Genomic DNA, 17,896 nt, shown 5'->3' with positions numbered 1-17,896 from the left:
ATCGCACAGGACCCCCCTCTGGGATCAACGGAGTTAATCCTCTTTATTAGAATATCGAATATCGAATATCGAATATTGAATTTCGAAGCCGTGCTTCTTTGTTAAAGTTACTGAGATTTATTTCAGGTAGGAACCTAAATAATCCCTAATTCAACAATGATATAATATTTTAGTAGTTCGTACTGCCAAGCAAAACGGCATCAAAATCAATATGTTCAATAGGCTTGATCGTTTCTGTTTCATGATCCCAATCGATACGCCGACCTAGTTTCCACGAGAGTCCTGTCATATGAGCCGTAATGGCTTCTTCAAAACCTTCTTTGATGCCACAACTTAATTCGGTGCCATTTCGAATTCCACTAAGCCACTCTCTCAAGTGTAAAAAAGTAGAATCAACCCGAACACCATCAATATAGGTCCACATCAAGCCCTTATCCGCAAAATATTGCGAAGTAGCAGATGAAATTGCATCCGGTACATTGGCAGCTGGATCGTATTGAAAAATAGGTACCGATGGCTTCATGGCATTCGCCTCAAGCAGCTCAGCATATTTGGTTGAACCTCCGTCGGGCCAAACGGTTAAACGATTGCCTAGTTCCATGGTAGCATCATGACCCATTAAAATCGTGGGCCTGCTAAAGCTATTACCTAGGGTAGCACTATATATAAATGTCATTCCTTTCTCCTTATCTTTTGCTTGGCTATCACCAATGCTATAGTCGGGAAACTCCATATTTGCCTGTAGTACGTCAGGTACATTTCGCCCGTCGATATGGGTATAAATACCGCCTGAAGCCGAAATTGATTTTGGAATCCCCATATTTAATACACAATTCAAGCGGTCGTAATCATGGGTTAACAAGTCACCTGATAAACCAGAGCCATAGGCCCACCATTTTCGCCATCTGAAAAAATGATTTTTATTAAAGGGTATTTTGGGAGCTGATCCTAAAAACTGTTCCCAATCAATGGTTTGTTCATTGGCATCTTTATCAATGTCATAATTCCATGCTCCATTGTCGTCGTTTCTATTCGTATTGGTCTGTATCATAGAAATATGGCCTAAAGTATTTTTAGTAACCACATCTTTGGCAGTTTGAAAACTCAAGGTCTGCCGGTGCTGATGCCCGACCATCAGGCGAGCTTTCGATTTTTGAGCTGCTTCCCTCAAGCGATAGGTCTCTTCAATGGTATGGGTCATGGGCTTTTCGACATATACGTGTACATTGTGTTCTAAAGCATCAATAGCCATTGGAGCATGCCAGTGGTCAGGGGTTGCTATAATGACCGCCTCTACATCACCACTGCGTATCATTTCCCGGTACGTTCTGTAGCGTTTTACGGGTTGTTCTTTTGAAGAAAAAGAATCTATTACTTCTTGCGCCCGAACATCGAACACATCACAGACAGCAACCAGCCTTACGTTTAATTTTTCCTGACTTTTAAAATCGGATAAAGCTGAATGATTAGGGTTTTTTTCTGCTGCCTTTTGCATATTGTCTAACCACCCCTTTGTGGCAAATCCGAGGGATCGACACAATTGCTCACCACGGATACCAAACCCGATGATTCCGACTCTGACAGGTGAACCGTCTACAGATGGCAGTATCCTGGGCAAGGAAGGTTCTATATTTAACTGTTTTAATAATTTATTGCGCTCCTCACTGCTTTGCACACTGCTGGAGGCGCCTGCCCACCAGATAGCTCCAGCAATGGGTAAACCACCTAAACCCTTTATGATATCTCTTCTTGTCCATTTCATAGTTTCGCAGTTTTAAGTGTTTTTTTCTTATGTCTAAAGAGACGTTCCAGACCAAAATACCGGGCTGTTGGAAATTGAAAGAGTACCAGACAGGCAGCGAATTCAATTAAATTTTTGTTTACAAACCAGTAGCTCCCTTCTACGTTAACTTCTGCGAGCCATGGAAATGAAGGATGTGCGAGATAATACAAAGCGAGTAAACCCATTGCAATAAAAGCACCTGTTTTTTCGAAAAATCCGAGTGTAAGCGTTAAACCTACTATGATGAGAGCAGCTATATTCAAGCCATCTACCCAGCCGATCATCGTTTGGTCGGTTAAGGCCGTGAAAATAGGTTTAAATGGCCCTTTTGCCGAAACCAGGTAACCATATGAAGTCCAATCAGGATTATACAGTTTTATAATTCCTTCATATAAGAAGTGCCAGCCTATGAGAATTCGCAATAGAACTACGCTGTCTTTTAGTTCCCATGTTTTTTTCGGTATAGTCATATAAGTTCTCTTATGAGAAACAAAGCTAAAGCCGTCAGTAAGGAATATCTATGATTTTAGTCATATGGTATCGATCCACACTCGCTTACCAAGTTAAAAAAAGGTTAAAAATTTATCTGATTATTTTAAGCCTGATAGAGCAAATGATGATCTTGAATTTAAAGCCCTTCTAACGGATGCTATTGCTAGAACGAACCTGGCAGCAGTTTCTAAATTATCAAAATATTTGAATTAAATATACAATCATGCAGCTCAAGAAATAAACTAGTAAAATTGTTCCTTTTCTTTTTGTAACTTTTCCATCTCTCAAAATAAAGTACACCAACACAAAGCTTATTGAAAGCATTGATATGATTAGCAATGAAGAGTTCAAATTAATAAGAATTTCTTTCCCTGTTAAAAAAGTATAGGCCAAGCCGGGTATGCCAATACAAATGGTTAAATCAAAAGTGTTGGAACTTATTCCATTTACGACAGCAGCCGTATAATTGCCTTTTCTAATTGCTGCTATTGACATAAACAAATCGGCAATTGAAGTTCCCGGACCATAGATTGTGCAAGCCAACACGCCGACAGGGAGTGCAAAGCCATAAAATTGTTCAAATAGTTTTATGGTTTCCTGACCAATTGATACCATGGAATGCGCTAAAAGGGCAATCAGAATAAGGCCAAAAGACAATTTTAAAATTATCTCCTTCCTGGAAAAATTGGTTTTAGTATCTGGATATGACTTGGATTTATCGAAATATAAAAATGATAAATAGACTAAATAAACAACAATCAGTAATATAAAATCTACAGTTGAGTAAACCCCATCCAATGCTAAAATCAATAAAATAAAAATTGCAATTCCTAAAAATGGCATATCCCTAACCAGGATACTTCTTCTAATAAGTAAGGGATTCTTAAAATATGTGCCCACGCCAATAATAATGCATAAGTTAAAAATGGCTGACCAAATTAAAGTATCAAACCCTATACTAAAGATCCTATAGTATAAGACTCCTGAAGTTGCGGTAAAAAATTCAGGGGCAGAACTTGCTATTGCCAAAAAAAAACCTCCGGCAATAGCCGAAGAAATTTTGAATTTATAAGAAATTTTTGAAAAGCTATCCTCCACCCATTTTGAAGGTATATTAAACATGATCAAAATACCAAGCATTGCAAAAATCAAGGAAACGATTTGCACTGGGCCCTTTATGTACAGATAACAAAAATAGGCTGCCAAAATCATAAAAACCGAAACAAAATATTTAATGTTCCCCTTTTTTGAAAGTATTGGTAAAATATTATTTTTTTTAAATTTCTTCTCCAAAAGTATTGTTGACTATTTTTTGCAATTTACGTTTAATTGAAAATTAAACTATAAAACTGTCCTTTTTTTGTTCTTCAATAAACTTTATGAGCTTATCAAGTTTACGAGTTTTAGATATATTTACAATAATACTTTTTTTCTTTGTAATGACATCGCAATTCAGATTTTCACGAATGCTTTTCTTTAAAATACCAATTTCAGTATTGTCTATCCCTGATATTTCAAGATACGTACAAAATTCAGTACAAAATTTTGTTCTCTTCAAATAGTTCTCTAAACTATAAATTTTGAATTGTTTATGTGCAATAGTGAAATTTATAATGGGATGTCGCGGGATATCCTCAATGAACGATGCTTCGGGAAGAACCTCATATAACCTGCAGGTAAAAACCTCCCATCTGTTTATTCTTGATTTTTTAAAAAGCATGATGAACTTTCTTTATAATAATATTCCCGAAAACCGAATTGTCGTTTGGATACAGTTTAGCCCCTAAATTAAATACTTGGTATTAATTTTTATATGAGGAATATCATGATATTTAAAAATACCATGATGAAAGTATGCTCTTACGACCTAATATGACAGGATTGAAATTTAATTAAAAACCTTTAGTTTATAGAAAATCAAACTTAATGATTTAAACATTTCCTTAATGGCTAAAAATCATATTACTGAAGGGTTTAGTATTAAAGTAGGTCCTTGGGTAGGATTTTAATTTTTGGCCATTGATCCAGATCATTGCCTAAAAAAACTATGGATACTACATTAGTAGAAGTATTAATATTAAATAGAAATGTGATGTCAGTATTAAAAGTCATTGAAGTATTAGGGAATTCTACGGTAAGTTTTGAAGATGCTGTTAAAAACGTGGTAAACGAAGCCTCGAAAACAGTTAAAGATATTAAATCTGTGTACGTTAAAGACATGCAGGTAACCGTAAAGAATAATAAGGTTACAGAATATAGGGTAAACACAAAAGTGTGTTTTGGCATATTGGATTAACAAAAACAGAAGACCAATAGTAAGTTATGTTTAGTTAGCTTGTATAAAGAGTATTCTGAAGGATCTGTGAACCCCTGATTTTCCTTTTGGATACTCTTTTCTATTTTATCTGCAAAGAGACCAGGATCTTAGAGCAGCTCAGGCACCCTTTGTTCGATTGGCACATCAGATCTTCTGTTCATGATCGAAAGGTAATTTAAATGGGTGCAATTCCGGTCAAGGTCAATTAACAAGTTCAAGCAATCTCTTTTTGGCACTAAGAATGCTTTTGGCATTTTTATTAAAATCCCTCCATGGATTTTCTACCTGCTCCAGCCTTTTAAAGATATTATGCATGGTATAGGTTTGGGCCGACATGCCCCTTTGGTTTAATTCTGTCCATTGCAAAGGCGTCGCCACAGGGGCACCCATGATGGCTCTTATAGAAAATGGAGACACACTGGTTTGCATATAAGAGTTGCGAAGAAAATCAATGTAAAGCCTACTCTTACGTTGGTTTTTCCTTATGGCCGTTGTGTACTTTTCCGGATTTTTATCGGCAATGTATTCTGATATTTGCCTGGCAAATTGACGTACTTCATCAAAATTCTCATGGCATTTTAGAGGCACGGCAACATGTAAGCCTTTTGACCCTGAGGTCATGATATAGGTCTTTAGTTTAAGTTTTTCTTCTAAAAGTTGCCTTATGGTTTTAGCCCCGTCAACAGCCAACTGAAAATCTCCTTTTGGAGGATCCAGATCAAAAATCATCTTGTCGGGCTTGTTTATCGAATTAACGGTACTCAAGGCAACATGAAATGTGAGGGTATATTGATTTACAAGATATATCAGCGTTTCTTTTGTATTGCAGACCACCTGGTTTAACCAACCATCAACTTTTTTAACTTTTACGGTTTGTATCCAATCGGGAAAATATTCTGAAGCATTTTTTTGAAAGAAACCTTGCTGGCCGATTCCATGTGGAAATCGTTGCATAGTCAAAGGACGGTTCTTTAAGAAGGGCAAAATATGATCTGCCATTGCATCGTAATATAAAACAATATCATTTTTTGTAATACCGCTTTTAGGGAATAATACCTTCTCTTTTTTTGAAATTTGCAGCTTGTGATTGCCTGTTTGCATTTGACTTTTTTACAATCGGGTTTTAAACAAATAGCCCTGATAAAATATCAAGGCTATTTAACAGTTTAGCATTCAGAATTTTTAGGCGTATTCTGAAAAATACTCTACCTCAAGTCTGTTTTTTACATCATACACGCCGGGTGCGTTGTACGCAGCGGTTTCGGCATCTTCTTTTTCTTTGATAGAATGTACTTTACCTCTTAGTGTAACTGTGTTCCCATGGGTTTCAAGAGTTATGCCATCTGCCTCAAGGGTAGCCATTCGTTGAAATGCTTTTTTAATTCGATCTTTTATGTCTGCAGGTTCTATGTTATCTTTTAACGTGATCAGGTTCCTTACACCTATGACACCCAATAGGTTTTCAACAGCATTTTTTGCAGCATTTTTTTGGTAATTCCATTGTACTTCACCTGTAAGGTAAACCCAGCCATTTTCAACTTTTACCTTAACATCGTCTGCGGGAACTGCAGAGTTCCATTCAAAGGCCTCAACGATGGCTTTAGCGATCTCTTTATCGGTTTTTTTGAAATCGGTACCATATTTTACTTCAATATCAAGAGCTACAGCTTTTACTCCTTCAACGCGTTTAACAGCTTTTTCCGCATCCAGTTTTTTTGTATAGCTGTTCACTATACCACTGAGCGTTACAACTCCCTTTTCAACAATAACACCAATTTGAGTTTCATCAATATTAGGTTGCCATGCCAATTCATCCAGTACATCTTCTTTAATTTGAAAATCTGTTTTCATAATTTTTATTTTTTTATTTGAATATTCCTTTATCCCACAAAATTAATGGAGTCTTGCTGTATTCGAAATGATGCAGGTCAATATTCTGATTGACCTTCATCATTTTATATAACATTATGTATTTGCAACTTTATAGGGAATTGTGAAAATTAGAATCATGAAAACAATGACTTCAAACCCAAAAGCGAAATTACTCCTAGGAGCAGGATTGGACGTTTTACATTTTGAAAGCCAGGAATGGCTGGATACCATTTATTTTTGGAAAGACGAGGTACGATTCTTTGAAAATTTATTAAAAAGAAAAGAATCTCTAAGCGATAGTGAGCAGAACTATTCTGTTATGCTCAAAAGTTTGGATAAAATTCACACTGACCTTTTTGAAGCTATTGAAGATGATATTCTCGAACACGAGAAATTACTATCCAGATTGGTAAAAGGCGAACAAGGATTAGCAGATGCAGATTACCGGGAAAAACACCGGATGCTGACTGCCAGAATGGATACGTTTAGCAGTGATTTCAAAACCTTCAAAAAAGTAGTTTTTGAATATGTAAAAAATCTTTAGCAACTAACCATACTGACTATTGATGTGATGTGCCAAATCGTTTATCAGCGGTCAGTTTTAAAGACTTATTAAATGGAATTATTAATTTATCAAAACAAATACAATAAACCTGATGCCATCAATAACTTCCTGGACTTTTATTATTATATACATTTAAATCACCTGGCGAGTGACTTATTAAAAAAAGGGTTATCACCAAATCAAATTTCTGAGGCTGTTCTAAAAGCCATTAAAATAGGAAAGTCTTCAGGCTTAGAAATCCAGAAACATTTTATACCTGTTTTTACCGATAAAAACAAAGAAATCATTAATGATTGCAAATTGTCTAAACTGGCATACGGACTCGTCTTGCTCAATGCCAGTCCAGATCTTTCATCTGTTGGGAAATGGCAAATTAAATTGTTGAAAAAATATTTGGATTAATTGACATGAAAACATCAGTAGCGTATAAAGAAATCGTTATCCCATTAATGGATGTACAACTTAATGGAAGATTAAGAATTGCCGATGATCAAAAAGGATTGGTCATTTTTTCACATGGAAGTGGAAGCAGCCGCTTAAGCAGCAGGAATAACTATGTAGCTGAATTTCTTCAAAATGATGGGTTTTCATCCTTGCTTTTTGATTTGTTAACAGAACAGGAAGATCGTATTTATGAAAATAGATTCGATATTGACCTGCTTACTGAACGATTGATAAACGTCACCCAATGGATACAACAAGACAAGGAGCTGGAAGGCATGCCTGCAGGTTATTTTGGTGCTAGCACAGGTGCGGCCTCCGCTTTATGTGCAGCTGCACGCCTTGAAAATGATATTAAGGCAATTGTTTCGAGGGGAGGCAGACCGGATCTTTCGATGCCAGTGCTGCACAAAATAAAAGCGCCGACACTTTTGATTGTAGGAGGTAATGACGACATCGTCATTGAATTAAACAATAAAGCTTATAATTCACTGGCTGGCATTAAAAAAATGGAAATTATTAAAGGTGCAACTCATTTATTTTCAGAACCGGGAAAATTGGAAGAAGTAGCTGAATTGTCCTCTAATTGGTTTGATAAATACTTAAAATGATAGAATTGAATTGAGATGTATAAAGATAGAAATGAAGCGGGTTTTCTATTAGCCAAAGAATTAGAAAAATACACTAAGAAGGATGCGGTTGTTTTGGCAATACCGCGAGGGGGAATACCATTGGGTTTTATTATTAGCCGGTACTTAAAATTACCTCTGGAAGTTGTGCTCTCAAAAAAAATCGGACATCCTTTACACAAGGAATATGCAATTGGGGCTGTAACCTTAAAAAGCCGTATTTTAAGTGAGGCGGCCACTGATATCTCGCCGGATTATATTGAAGAGGAAACAAAAAAGATTAGGGATAAACTTCATCAACGTTACCTTGATTACTATGGGGACGGAAAACCGTTGCTGTTAAAAAATAAAACCCTGATCATTGTTGATGACGGTATAGCGACCGGGAATACTATACTGTCTATAATAAAAATGCTTTATGATGAAAAACCCGACAAAATTGTCGTGGCCATACCTGTGGCTCCGCCTGATTCCATTAGGAAGTTAAAGGATTCAACATTTGTAGATGAGGTTATTTGTCCTTTGGTTCCCGGTAATTTTAGGGCAGTAGGGCAGTTTTATGAAAATTTTGATCAGGTAGATGACGCTGAAGTCAAACAATTATTGAATAAAGCAAATCAAAAGGTCTGATGCCCGTACAGCAGGAAATTTTTGCTTTTTATTGATCAATCAACCCGAAGGGGTGATTCACCAAAAGCTTGGGGTTTATAGTTGTGGCAGTAAGGGGAGTTACAGCCTGTGATTCGTCGAACCATATATATTCGTCAAATTGAGAAGGCAAAACAGCACGAAAATAGTGACTCATCCGTTCTGTTTTGGGTCGATACATTACACCAATGGCACGTTCCAGTTGTGGCGTATTTAAAACTTCTCTCAATTTTACCCTTTTGGGGTCTTTTCGCAAAGGAAGGGTAAATGAAGGAATTTTAGTTTGATGACATAAGTTTTCGTAACTATCATGCAGAGAAGGTTTTACCTTCATTACTTCCATTTTTTCTCCCCAATTATGGGCAGCAGCAACGGATCCCGTGTGTGTTCCAAAACCAATATGGTATGCTTTATCTCTAAAGTACTCTTTGCACAAATGACCTATGTTTATTTCTCCTCTGGCATACATTTCTGTTGAAAGCGCATTGCCAATGTGCGAATTATGTGCCCAAACTATTGCCTTTGTATCGGCACCAAAATAGGATAGAAGTGATTTTAAAGTGTGGAACATATGAAAGTCTCTAAGATTCCATGATTCAGCACTGCCATAGTACATTGCTTTATAATACCGCTCTGCATCTACAACCACATTGGCATTTTGATAAGCATAAAAATATTCAGGGGAATGGTTTAATTTGTTTTTGTTTTTTAGCAAGTCAAAGAGCATTTTCAAAATCTCATTTTCGCAGCTGGCCATTTGTTTACTCAATACCATTTTACCATAAATAGCAGGATCTGACATAAATGGTGTGATACAAGCATAGCGCGATTTTGCAAGGCTGGCTAAATTGGCGTCTACTTTTTCTAAATAATCAATGACCAGATGTATGGAGTTTTCCAATCCATATAAATCCAATCCGTAGAATCCTGTCTTGTTATGATGACGCTCATTATAAGCTTTCTGCCATTCGACAAAATCCAGTACTTCTTTATTTTTCCACATCCATTGAGGAAAGCGCGTAAATGGAAGCCAGTCTTTTTGTGTAGGTTTATTTCGAACATAATTATTTATATGTTCCGCATCGCTCCAATCTGCTTCGGCACAAATAAAATTAAAACCTCTTTGCTCAATTAAAGCTTTTGAAATTTCCTGGCGAGTTGCATAAAATTCTGATGTTCCATGTGATGCTTCACCCAGCAAAACAACTTTTGCATCGCCAATTCTATCGATAAGGCCTTCTATTGGATAGTCTTTAACTGAGCTAAAAGGAATGGCATGAGCTTTTATTTCTTTAATAATTTCACTGTTTGGGAAATTTTTTGACCCTATTTCAGGTAAAATTTTGGCATTGGGTATAAAGAAATTATCCCTTAATTTTTCTACCTTATAATTGGTGTCAGAAACTCTTTGTATAATTTCAAATATGGAATGGGCCCAATCAGGTCCAATGGGTATTAATAATTTTCCGCCTGTTTTTAACTGTTCTTTGAGTGTTTGCGAAACTTCTTCATATTCATACGCTATTAAAATAGCATCAAATGGTGCTTTTTCTTTCCATCCTGTTTTTTGATGATCAATCTTAATACTTACATTATTCACTCCCAAATTAATTAGTGATTCTGTGATCCATTTTGCGCTAACATCATTGGTTTCGACAACAGCTACTTCTCTGTAGATTTTAGAAAGAGCGGCTAAAATATAAACCGAATCAACTCCGATCACTAGTATTTTCTCTCCTTTATCAATGTTTAAGTGCTCTATCATTTGTGCAAGCACCATGATCCTTGGCTCTATATTTTCAAGTATTTCCCCGGTACTGGCCTCCTGATTTTTAAACCAATGCGATTCGTTAGAACTAAGAAGTGATAAAGGGATATCCTGAAAAGCTTTTAATAATAAAGGATTTGTTATACCCTTTTTTTTGAATTGAGCAATCGTCATATTATTCTTCATAACTCATTTTATCAAGAATTAAATGTAGTAAGATCAATTCATTTTTAAAATGATGAGGATCATTTACACCTCAATTTCAAGAATAATTGGACAATGGTCCGATCCATAATATTCTGAAAGAATTGTAGCTTTTTGTACTTTTTCAATGATAGACTTTGTGATTAAAAAATAGTCAATGCGCCATCCTGTATTTCGTTCCCTTGCTTTAAAACGATAACTCCAATAGGTATAAGCTACCTCGTCAGGGTGAAAGTGCCTGAAGCTATCTATAAAACCAGATCCTGTTAAGTTATTCATGCCATCTATTTCTATTTGAGTATAACCTGCTGTTTTGTTATAATTGGCTTTGTCGTTTTTTAAGTCAATAGCCTGATGTGCGACGTTTAAATCACCGGCAATGATTACCGGCTTTTTCTTTTCCAGATTTTTTAAATAGTTTAGAAAAGCCGCATCCCATTTTTTTCTGTAATCGAGCCTTTCCAAACGCTGTCCTGAATTTGGGACATAGACATTAACCAAATAAAAACCCGGATATTCGGTGCAAATTATCCGGCCTTCATTATCGTGTTCAGCGATACCCATATCCTTGGTGATTGCAAGTGGTTTAGTTTTAGAAAGTGTGGCAACACCCGAATACCCTTTTTTTTCTGCAGAATTAACATGGATATGATAACCGGTTAATGAAGCTATGGCTTTGATGACCTCCTTGTCTTGTGCTTTGGTTTCCTGCAGGCACAGTATTTCGGGATTTATCTTTTTTACAGATTCAAAAAAGCCCTTTTTTACGACGGCCCTGATGCCGTTTACATTCCATGAAACAATTGTCGTCATTCACGTATTTTTTAAAAACATGCTTAAATATAGTAACAAAAAATCACCTTAATCAGGATCAAACAATATTTATCCGGTCCAGGCCCAAATCCTAAATAAACTTGGCAACGATGACGCAGATCATTGCATAAATTTATAAATAATCATACTTTGACTGATGATCCGAAATACTGGTTTCATTGCATATCATATTTTTTTATGAAATCGGACTCGGAATTATTATGTAAAAAACACGCATGGATTTTAACTGATAAAAGTATTGTTATGGCACTAAATTTTAACCAATTTGCAGCAGAAGCAAACGAATTCCTAAAAGAGTATGACAAAGAATTAATGCTTGACGGAGACAGCGATAAAGCCGGTCGTATACTATCTTCTATATTACACGGTTTGAGAGAAGTGATCCCAACAGAGGAATCCTTACAATTATTAGCCCAATTACCTATGTTTTTAAAGGCAGTCTATGTAAACGGCTGGTCTAAACGAAAAACGAAAAAGGTTAAGAATATGAACGAATTTGTTGATTTAATCAGAGATTTTGACGGGATTACTTCAATGCATGATTTTAGCTCTTATGAACTCGCAATACAATATATACATACCACATTTTTATTGCTGAGCAGGTATATTTCTTCGGGCGAATTAAATGACATAAAATCATCCCTCCCTAAAGACCTTAAAGCCATAGTTTATCATAAAATAATGATTTAAAAATTTCAATGTAACAGTTATGAATACTTCTCAGCATCCTCCGATTTCAAAAAAAGCATTTGAAGCTCTGGCTTCAAAAAGAAGCTCGCACTCGGTTTCAATATATGTACCCATGTATAAAACAGGCAAAGAGCAAAATGAACACCTTGCACAAGCTAATTTAAGGCGCTGTATCAATGAAGCACATAGCGATTTGGTCAAATATGCATTAGACGAAGAAGAAATAAACAACTATTTAAAACCCATCACAGACCTAATTTCAGAAGTAGATTTATGGAGAAATCCTGCTGACGGGTTGGCTGTTTTTCTAAATAAGGATGGATTGAATTATTATCTCCTCCCCATAGCGTTTGAATCTCGCACTTATGTTGCTGATCATTTTTATTTAAAACCATTATTGCCGATGTATCATAATGACGGCGTATATTACTTATTAGAATTAAGTGGAGATTATGTAAAGCTTTACAAATGCTCGAGATACAGCTGTAAAGAGCTTTCAATTGAAGATATTGCACCTGACCAACTTGAGAAGGCTGTTGGATTTGATTACAAGTCTAAAATGCTGCAATTCAGAAGTGGCCAGGCGACGCATCGTGCAGGATCTTTTCATGGTCACGGAGAGGGAAAAGACGATCGTTATGAAGAAATGATAGTTTTTTTTAGAGCGATTGACAAAGGAATAAACCAGCTAATTTCAGATAAAAAAGCTCCTTTGGTATTGGCTTGTTCGGCCCCATTACATTCGATTTATAAAGAAGCAAATTCATACCCTAACCTATTTGAGAAATACTTAGGAGGAGATCCTGAATTCAGGGATAAGAAGGAGATGCACCAACAATCCTGGGAACTGATGAAAGAACACTTCCAGGAAATTGAAAAATCCAAATTGAATTTATTTACAGAATTGTACCATACCTCAAAAATTTCATATACCCCGTCTGAAATTATTCCTGCTGCATTAAAAGGTAAAATAGACACATTATTCGTAAGAAAAGGCCCTGACCTTTTTGGTCTTTATAACAAAGAAAATGACACTGTACGCTTTGATGAGTCGAAAAAATTAACCAATGTTTCCTTATTAAACTTTGCCGCTATGCATACCTTTATGCAAAAGGGAAAAGTGTATGAGCTCGAACCCAATGACATGCCGGTTCAGGAACAGCCACTTAGTGCAATCTTCAGGTATTGAGGGCTTGTTAGTTATACACTTAAAAGAAGATAAGCTAAGATTCTAAAGTTTTAGTAAAGCCTAAAAATAGGAACAGGGAAGCGTCAACTTCCCTGTTCCATGTGAAGCGTCTATTTTATACTTTAACTTTAGAATAAATATGATCAATTTTATTTTACCTCTAAAATAAAATCAAAATTTAAAATGATTAAACCATAACATTAAACGCTTCATTCAGACTTACAGATACATACATTCTATGTCAATAAGTATGATAATAGAAACAGGAAGCCGAAGCCTCCTGTTTCCTGAAGATTTTAAATTTGTCATCTAACTTTCACCAATTTTTCATATAACCTTATCTCTAAAATTATACTAAAACTGTCATCAGCTTTACAACATCCTAAAACCTTCATGATCTGCAGCATTTTTCAGCAAGGCAGACCAATATTTTTATGTTTTTAAAAAACAATTGAATCAAAGAACTTTTAAAGATTATGGTGTAAAATTAAGTGATGTATCAGAATTGAACAATGACCCAGGTCAGTTTGCAATATTTTTTTAAAAAATTTTACATGTTGCTCTTTTTTATGCTGTATTTACCTTTTATTTCTTCAGTTTTTAATGTAAAACCTGTACAGACATTTCTATGGCTGATTTGTTTTACATTCAAACCAGGCTAAACATAATGGAATAGAAAAAAATAAAATCAAGCGATATTTATACAGAACAAACTTATGCAATAGTTTCTTATGATTGTTCAGGGGGTATTTTTTCTGATGCATTGGATTCAATTTTTTATGGAAATCTGCTCCTGAAAAAAAAAAGAAAAACTTTGGAAGAAATTCAAAATCTTTGTGCTAATAAAGAATAAAATTAGATCTTTATCCCCTTAAAAAAAAAACAATGAACAAAAAGATAGATCAACAGTCGGCAGATAACATCAGAGCATTGGCAGTAGCCATGGTGGAAAAAGCAAATTCAGGACATCCGGGTGGCCCTATGGGCGGGGCGGATTTTATGCACATTCTCTATTCAGAATTTTTTAATTACGATCCTTCAGACATGACATGGGCCTTCAGGGATCGTTTTTTTATGGATGCAGGTCATTTGTCGAGTTTAATGTATGCACAATACTATCTTTTAGGAAATTATTCAAAAGACGATATTGCCAATTTCAGGCAGTGGAAATCAAATACCCCTGGTCATCCGGAGGTTGATGTTGCCAGAGGAATAGAAAACACTTCCGGACCTCTTGGCCAGGGCCATACCATGGGAGTTGGTGCGGCCATAGCTGCTAAGTTTTTACAAGCCAGATTTGGCGATTGGATGAATCATAAAATTTATGGTTTTATATCTGATGGTGGCGTTCAGGAAGAGATATCGCAGGGAGCGGGCAGAATTGCCGGTCATTTGGGATTAAGTAATTTTATCATGTTTTTTGATTCTAATGATATACAGTTGTCTACGTCAACAGATGAAGTAACTTCAGAAGACACTGCCATGAAATACAAAGCATGGGGGTGGAAAGTCATAACTATTGACGGACATAACCACGATGAGATAAGAAAGGCCTTAACCGATGCCAATAACGAAACAGAAAGACCCACCCTGATTATTGGTAAAACAGTTATCGGTAAAGGAGCGGTTGCTGCTGACGGGAGTGCGTTTGAAGGCCATTGTGAATTGCATGGCCAACCCATTGGACACACGGGGGCGGATTATGAAAAGACCTTATTGAATTTAGGAGCAAGTCCTGAAAAACCTTTTGATATTTTTGATGATGTCAATACATTTTATACAAATATAATCAAAGAAAAAACGGCTCAGGCCACCAAAAAGAAAGCACTTATAAGTGCCTGGAGAAAAGACAATGAAGCCTTATCCAATAAATTGGATTCCTTCTTGTCGGGAGAACTTCCTGAACTGGATTTTGAATTAATAAGCCATAAAGCAGGATTGGCAACAAGGGCTGCGTCTTCAGGTGTCTTGGGTTATTTGGCTGAAAATGTCGAGAACATGATCGTGTCATCTGCAGATTTGTCAAACAGTGATAAAACAGATGGCTTTTTAAAGAAAACCCATGCACTTAAAAAGGGTGATTTTAGCGGATCTTTTTTACAGGCAGGTGTTGCCGAATTGACCATGGCATGTGTCGCAAACGGGATGGCCTTGCACGGTGGAATAATTCCGGTCGTAGCAACGTTTTTTGTGTTCTCGGATTATATGAAACCCGCTATTCGCTTAAGCGGCATTCAGGAATTAGCTGTAAAGTTTGTTTGGACGCATGATGCTTTTAGAGTAGGGGAAGACGGACCAACCCACCAACCGGTAGAACAGGAAGCGCAAATTCGTTTGTTGGAAAAATTAAAAAATCACAGTGGTAACCAGAGTTTCCTGGCCTTGCGTCCTGCGGATTCTGCAGAAACCAGTGTGGCCTGGAAAATGGCTCTTGAAAATACAAATTCTCCAACGGGTTTAATTCTCTCCAGACAAGGAGTCAAAGATTTACCGGCTGCTGAAGTTTCGAGATATAAAGAAGCTTTAGGAGCAGAAAAAGGAGGTTATTTGGTTAAAGAAGTTGAGAACCCGGATGTGGTATTGATTGCCAATGGTTCTGAAGTGACCACTTTGATGGAAGCTGCTGAGATACTGGAAGCCGAGGAAAATATAAAAGTGAATATTGCTTCAGTGATTTCCGAAGGTTTGTTTAGACAGCAAACTAAAGCGTATCAGGATAGTATTATCCCTAATAATATACCACTCTTTGGGTTAACAGCTGGATTACCGGTTAATTTGGAAGGACTGGTTGGAGCGAATGGAAAGGTATTTGGATTGGATCATTTCGGGTATTCTGCTCCGGCAAAAGTACTTGATGATAAATTAGGTTTTACCGGAGAAAAAGTAAGCAAAGAAGTATTGGCATATTTAAAAACAATAAAAACAGATAAATGAAATTTTTTATAGATACGGCAAATCTTGACGATATAGCAGAAGCACAGGCTTTAGGGGTGTTGGATGGTGTTACCACCAACCCGTCATTGATGGCAAAGGAGGGTATAACAGGAGCAGAAAACATTTTAAAACATTACGTCGATATATGCAATATTGTTGAAGGCGATGTTTCTGCAGAAGTTATAGCTACAGATTTTGAGGGCATGGTTAAAGAAGGCGAGGCATTATCTGCCCTTCATCCTCAGATTGTGGTAAAATTACCTTTGATTGCCGATGGTATCAAAGCCTGTAAATTCTTTTCGGATAAAGGAATCAAAACCAATGTAACACTTGTGTTTTCTGCGGGCCAGGCATTGTTGGCGGCTAAGGCCGGAGCGACGTATATGTCACCTTTTATTGGCAGGTTAGATGATGTTTCGACAGATGGTTTAGGCTTGATTTCCGAAATTAGGCAAATTTATGACAACTATGGGTTTGAAACACAAATTTTAGCAGCTTCAGTGCGGCATACAATGCACATTATTGATTGCGCCAAGATAGGGGCAGATGTGATGACGGGTCCTTTGTCTGCCATAAAAGGTTTGTTAAAACACCCTTTGACCGACATTGGTTTGGCACAGTTTTTAGCCGATTTCAATAAAGGCAATTAATGTACATCTTCATCACTTATAAATACGCTGGTGTCTGAAGTGATTTTCAGACACCAGTTTATTGTTCATTGCGGTTGATATAAGTCTTCTGATCAACTCATTGTATAACCTTATTTTATAGCTTAGACTCAGGGGTTCAGCTTTGCAAATTCATAAATAATTGCATGATGGTTTGGAATGACCTGAATCAAGGGATTCATTGATTGCTGTCAGTGTGAATAATACATAAAATAGCGAAATTAACTCGTAATTTTAAAATTCACTGTTATGAGACTCAGCGATATAAATTCTCCGTTGCCTGCTGGCAAGTTCTATTTTTTTAAAAATTATATTGGAAAGAATAAATTCCTCTTTTTATTAACAGCGGTCATCGCGCTACTGGTAACATTTGCTTCTTGCGGCGATGATGATGATGACGGTTTCTCAAATACCGGCACAAACCTCACCATTTCGGATATTGCAGGGAGCTGGATAGCTACAAGTGCCTCTTTTAGTGCTCCGGAAAATATAGACCTGTTGGCTGATGGAGCCACAGTAACATTGGTTATTCAACCTAATGGAAATTTTACATTTACCTGGAAATATCCAGGAGAACCTGATGAAGTTTCTACCGGTAAGTTAGGGTTTGATGGACAATGGCTGGCTTTGAGGTTTGATGATGACCCCGAAGAGGTTTCCTTTTTTATCTCTTTAGTGAATAACATCCTTACCTTAAGAGGTCAGGTCGAGTTCGACTTTGATGATAATGGCATTGAGGATTTAGGCATTTTGGAAATGATCATGGAACGCAGTTGATTCTAGATACTCTTATGTATAATTTTCAGATTTAAATTTAATAAAATTGAATCTCCAACACAAAATGTTTAACAAATATTAAAAA

At 36.5% G+C, this 17,896-nt stretch carries 18 protein-coding genes; 10 read left to right on the top strand and 8 right to left on the bottom strand.

Translation table 11 applies throughout. The annotated features are described in order from the left end of the window. Nucleotides 1-169 precede the first annotated feature (169 nt). The 4 genes from AABB81_RS04100 to AABB81_RS04085 form a co-directional block, all read right to left on the bottom strand. Nucleotides 170-1,762, bottom strand: a complete 1,593-nt coding sequence (locus tag AABB81_RS04100) for a Gfo/Idh/MocA family protein (protein ID WP_342158813.1) — start codon at nucleotides 1,760-1,762, stop codon at nucleotides 170-172. Continuing rightward, nucleotides 1,759-2,253 (bottom strand): DoxX family membrane protein, encoded by a 495-nt coding sequence (locus AABB81_RS04095; RefSeq protein ID WP_342158812.1) that lies wholly within the window; start codon nucleotides 2,251-2,253, stop codon nucleotides 1,759-1,761. The genes AABB81_RS04100 and AABB81_RS04095 overlap by 4 nt, the downstream gene beginning before the upstream one ends. A 217-nt stretch (nucleotides 2,254-2,470) precedes the next feature. Continuing rightward, nucleotides 2,471-3,415 (bottom strand): sodium:calcium antiporter, encoded by a 945-nt coding sequence (locus AABB81_RS04090; RefSeq protein ID WP_342159651.1) that lies wholly within the window; start codon nucleotides 3,413-3,415, stop codon nucleotides 2,471-2,473. 196 nt (nucleotides 3,416-3,611) lie between these two features. Further along, on the bottom strand, nucleotides 3,612-3,995 hold the full coding sequence (locus tag AABB81_RS04085) for a hypothetical protein (protein WP_342158810.1): 384 nt from the start codon (nucleotides 3,993-3,995) through the stop codon (nucleotides 3,612-3,614). Between the two features lie 372 nt (nucleotides 3,996-4,367). On the opposite strand from AABB81_RS04085, the gene AABB81_RS04080 reads away from it, so the two are divergent. Continuing rightward, nucleotides 4,368-4,571 carry a dodecin family protein gene (locus tag AABB81_RS04080; protein WP_342158809.1) on the top strand — a complete coding sequence of 68 codons (204 nt, stop codon included), beginning with the start codon at nucleotides 4,368-4,370 and terminating at the stop codon, nucleotides 4,569-4,571. Nucleotides 4,572-4,793: 222 nt separating this feature from the next. Here AABB81_RS04080 and ligD read toward each other — a convergent pair whose 3' ends face one another. Together ligD and AABB81_RS04070 are read right to left on the bottom strand one after the other, a co-directional pair. Then, nucleotides 4,794-5,693, bottom strand: a complete 900-nt coding sequence (gene ligD / locus AABB81_RS04075; protein WP_342158808.1) for a non-homologous end-joining DNA ligase — start codon at nucleotides 5,691-5,693, stop codon at nucleotides 4,794-4,796. Nucleotides 5,694-5,774: 81 nt separating this feature from the next. Then, a complete protein-coding gene (locus tag AABB81_RS04070) occupies nucleotides 5,775-6,443 on the bottom strand; it encodes a BON domain-containing protein (protein WP_342158807.1) in 669 nt (222 codons plus the stop codon). A gap of 157 nt (nucleotides 6,444-6,600) precedes the next feature. On the opposite strand from AABB81_RS04070, the gene AABB81_RS04065 reads away from it, so the two are divergent. The 4 genes from AABB81_RS04065 to AABB81_RS04050 all read left to right on the top strand — a co-directional run bounded on the left by AABB81_RS04065 (nucleotide 6,601) and on the right by AABB81_RS04050 (nucleotide 8,729). Continuing rightward, the gene (locus tag AABB81_RS04065) at nucleotides 6,601-7,008 is read left to right on the top strand and encodes a hypothetical protein (RefSeq protein WP_342158806.1); all 408 of its coding nucleotides are present in this window, start codon (nucleotides 6,601-6,603) and stop codon (nucleotides 7,006-7,008) included. Nucleotides 7,009-7,080: 72 nt separating this feature from the next. Next, nucleotides 7,081-7,431: a hypothetical protein gene (locus AABB81_RS04060; protein ID WP_342158804.1), complete on the top strand. Its 351-nt coding sequence runs from the start codon at nucleotides 7,081-7,083 to the stop codon at nucleotides 7,429-7,431. Between the two features lie 5 nt (nucleotides 7,432-7,436). After that, nucleotides 7,437-8,081 (top strand): dienelactone hydrolase family protein, encoded by a 645-nt coding sequence (locus tag AABB81_RS04055; RefSeq protein ID WP_342158803.1) that lies wholly within the window; start codon nucleotides 7,437-7,439, stop codon nucleotides 8,079-8,081. 15 nt (nucleotides 8,082-8,096) lie between these two features. Then, complete coding sequence (locus AABB81_RS04050) at nucleotides 8,097-8,729, top strand: phosphoribosyltransferase (RefSeq protein WP_342158802.1); 633 nt, start codon at nucleotides 8,097-8,099, stop codon at nucleotides 8,727-8,729. A gap of 28 nt (nucleotides 8,730-8,757) precedes the next feature. Here AABB81_RS04050 and AABB81_RS04045 read toward each other — a convergent pair whose 3' ends face one another. Together AABB81_RS04045 and AABB81_RS04040 are read right to left on the bottom strand one after the other, a co-directional pair. Then, on the bottom strand, nucleotides 8,758-10,701 hold the full coding sequence (locus AABB81_RS04045) for an erythromycin esterase family protein (protein ID WP_342158800.1): 1,944 nt from the start codon (nucleotides 10,699-10,701) through the stop codon (nucleotides 8,758-8,760). Nucleotides 10,702-10,764: 63 nt separating this feature from the next. Continuing rightward, nucleotides 10,765-11,532 carry an exodeoxyribonuclease III gene (locus AABB81_RS04040; protein ID WP_342158798.1) on the bottom strand — a complete coding sequence of 256 codons (768 nt, stop codon included), beginning with the start codon at nucleotides 11,530-11,532 and terminating at the stop codon, nucleotides 10,765-10,767. A gap of 264 nt (nucleotides 11,533-11,796) precedes the next feature. On the opposite strand from AABB81_RS04040, the gene AABB81_RS04035 reads away from it, so the two are divergent. The 5 genes from AABB81_RS04035 to AABB81_RS04015 all read left to right on the top strand — a co-directional run bounded on the left by AABB81_RS04035 (nucleotide 11,797) and on the right by AABB81_RS04015 (nucleotide 17,811). Continuing rightward, entirely contained in the window at nucleotides 11,797-12,243 is a 447-nt protein-coding gene (locus AABB81_RS04035; protein ID WP_342158797.1) for a DUF2267 domain-containing protein, read from the top strand. A 19-nt stretch (nucleotides 12,244-12,262) separates the two neighbouring features. Then, complete coding sequence (locus AABB81_RS04030) at nucleotides 12,263-13,432, top strand: baeRF7 domain-containing protein (RefSeq protein WP_342158795.1); 1,170 nt, start codon at nucleotides 12,263-12,265, stop codon at nucleotides 13,430-13,432. A gap of 885 nt (nucleotides 13,433-14,317) precedes the next feature. After that, nucleotides 14,318-16,366, top strand: a complete 2,049-nt coding sequence (locus tag AABB81_RS04025; protein WP_342158794.1) for a transketolase family protein — start codon at nucleotides 14,318-14,320, stop codon at nucleotides 16,364-16,366. After that, the gene (gene fsa, locus AABB81_RS04020; RefSeq protein ID WP_342158793.1) at nucleotides 16,363-17,016 is read left to right on the top strand and encodes a fructose-6-phosphate aldolase; all 654 of its coding nucleotides are present in this window, start codon (nucleotides 16,363-16,365) and stop codon (nucleotides 17,014-17,016) included. The genes AABB81_RS04025 and fsa overlap by 4 nt, the downstream gene beginning before the upstream one ends. Before the next feature lie 267 nt (nucleotides 17,017-17,283). After that, entirely contained in the window at nucleotides 17,284-17,811 is a 528-nt protein-coding gene (locus AABB81_RS04015) for a hypothetical protein (RefSeq protein WP_342158791.1), read from the top strand. Nucleotides 17,812-17,896 lie beyond the last annotated feature (85 nt).

This window comes from Lutimonas vermicola (assembly GCF_038433205.1).
Classification (GTDB): domain Bacteria; phylum Bacteroidota; class Bacteroidia; order Flavobacteriales; family Flavobacteriaceae; genus Lutimonas; species Lutimonas vermicola.
This window is presented reverse-complemented; position numbering and strand designations above follow the sequence as displayed.

Coding starts and splice junctions, on each gene's coding strand:
- AABB81_RS04100 (WP_342158813.1), bottom strand. CDS start 1,762: ATGAAATGGACAAGAAGAGATATCATAAAGGGTTTAGGTGGTTTACCC.
- AABB81_RS04095 (WP_342158812.1), bottom strand. CDS start 2,253: ATGACTATACCGAAAAAAACATGGGAACTAAAAGACAGCGTAGTTCTA.
- AABB81_RS04090 (WP_342159651.1), bottom strand. CDS start 3,415: ATGCTTGGTATTTTGATCATGTTTAATATACCTTCAAAATGGGTGGAG.
- AABB81_RS04085 (WP_342158810.1), bottom strand. CDS start 3,995: ATGCTTTTTAAAAAATCAAGAATAAACAGATGGGAGGTTTTTACCTGC.
- AABB81_RS04080 (WP_342158809.1), top strand. CDS start 4,368: ATGTCAGTATTAAAAGTCATTGAAGTATTAGGGAATTCTACGGTAAGT.
- ligD (WP_342158808.1), bottom strand. CDS start 5,693: ATGCAAACAGGCAATCACAAGCTGCAAATTTCAAAAAAAGAGAAGGTA.
- AABB81_RS04070 (WP_342158807.1), bottom strand. CDS start 6,443: ATGAAAACAGATTTTCAAATTAAAGAAGATGTACTGGATGAATTGGCA.
- AABB81_RS04065 (WP_342158806.1), top strand. CDS start 6,601: ATGAAAACAATGACTTCAAACCCAAAAGCGAAATTACTCCTAGGAGCA.
- AABB81_RS04060 (WP_342158804.1), top strand. CDS start 7,081: ATGGAATTATTAATTTATCAAAACAAATACAATAAACCTGATGCCATC.
- AABB81_RS04055 (WP_342158803.1), top strand. CDS start 7,437: ATGAAAACATCAGTAGCGTATAAAGAAATCGTTATCCCATTAATGGAT.
- AABB81_RS04050 (WP_342158802.1), top strand. CDS start 8,097: ATGTATAAAGATAGAAATGAAGCGGGTTTTCTATTAGCCAAAGAATTA.
- AABB81_RS04045 (WP_342158800.1), bottom strand. CDS start 10,701: ATGAAGAATAATATGACGATTGCTCAATTCAAAAAAAAGGGTATAACA.
- AABB81_RS04040 (WP_342158798.1), bottom strand. CDS start 11,532: ATGACGACAATTGTTTCATGGAATGTAAACGGCATCAGGGCCGTCGTA.
- AABB81_RS04035 (WP_342158797.1), top strand. CDS start 11,797: ATGGCACTAAATTTTAACCAATTTGCAGCAGAAGCAAACGAATTCCTA.
- AABB81_RS04030 (WP_342158795.1), top strand. CDS start 12,263: ATGAATACTTCTCAGCATCCTCCGATTTCAAAAAAAGCATTTGAAGCT.
- AABB81_RS04025 (WP_342158794.1), top strand. CDS start 14,318: ATGAACAAAAAGATAGATCAACAGTCGGCAGATAACATCAGAGCATTG.
- fsa (WP_342158793.1), top strand. CDS start 16,363: ATGAAATTTTTTATAGATACGGCAAATCTTGACGATATAGCAGAAGCA.
- AABB81_RS04015 (WP_342158791.1), top strand. CDS start 17,284: ATGAGACTCAGCGATATAAATTCTCCGTTGCCTGCTGGCAAGTTCTAT.